We start from the raw sequence: 531 nt of genomic DNA, 5'->3' as shown, positions 1-531 counted from the left end.
TTCAACAATATGCCTTCACGACTTCTACGACGCTTCTTCATAACGCTTTAACCTCGCCTTATGCTTAAGCTGTATACGTACGTGCTTTCATATCGTCTAACAACTTGCCTTCACGACTTCTACGACGCTTCTTCATAACGCTTTAACCTCGCCTTATGCTTAAGCTGTATCCGTACGTGCTTTCAAGTCGTTTCTCTTATGCAGTTTTCAATGTTCGTAATAGCGCTACGCTATGGTCGTGCTTGCTTATGTCACTTCTTGATGTTTACGACCGAGTGGAGATAAAGAGACTCGAACTCTTGACCCCCTGCTTGCAAGGCAGGTGCTCTCCCAACTGAGCTATACCCCCGGGTGTTTACTTTATTTTTTGGCTGTAGTTATAAAAAGTACAAAACTCTTTCGAATCTTATACAGTGGGCACAAGTGGACTCGAACCACCGACCTCACGCTTATCAGGCGTGCGCTCTAACCAGCTGAGCTATGCGCCCAAAAAGGATTTTTCCTTTTCGAAGTCCAACATGTTCTTATATA

Annotated in this window: 2 tRNA genes; both read right to left on the bottom strand. The window is 44.3% G+C overall.

Annotated elements, in window-relative coordinates:
• Positions 1 to 276: 276 nt before the first annotated feature.
• Positions 277 to 349: transfer RNA gene (locus P0N36_RS15595), tRNA-Ala, on the bottom strand.
• 65 nt (positions 350 to 414) lie between these two features.
• Positions 415 to 488: transfer RNA gene (locus P0N36_RS15590), tRNA-Ile, on the bottom strand.
• Between the last annotated feature and the right edge of the window lie 43 nt (positions 489 to 531).

The organism is Petrocella sp. FN5 (assembly GCF_029210395.1).
Lineage (GTDB): Bacteria > Bacillota > Clostridia > Lachnospirales > Vallitaleaceae > Petrocella.
Note: the sequence above shows the minus strand (reverse complement) of the source record. Positions and strands in the feature narration are given on the sequence as shown.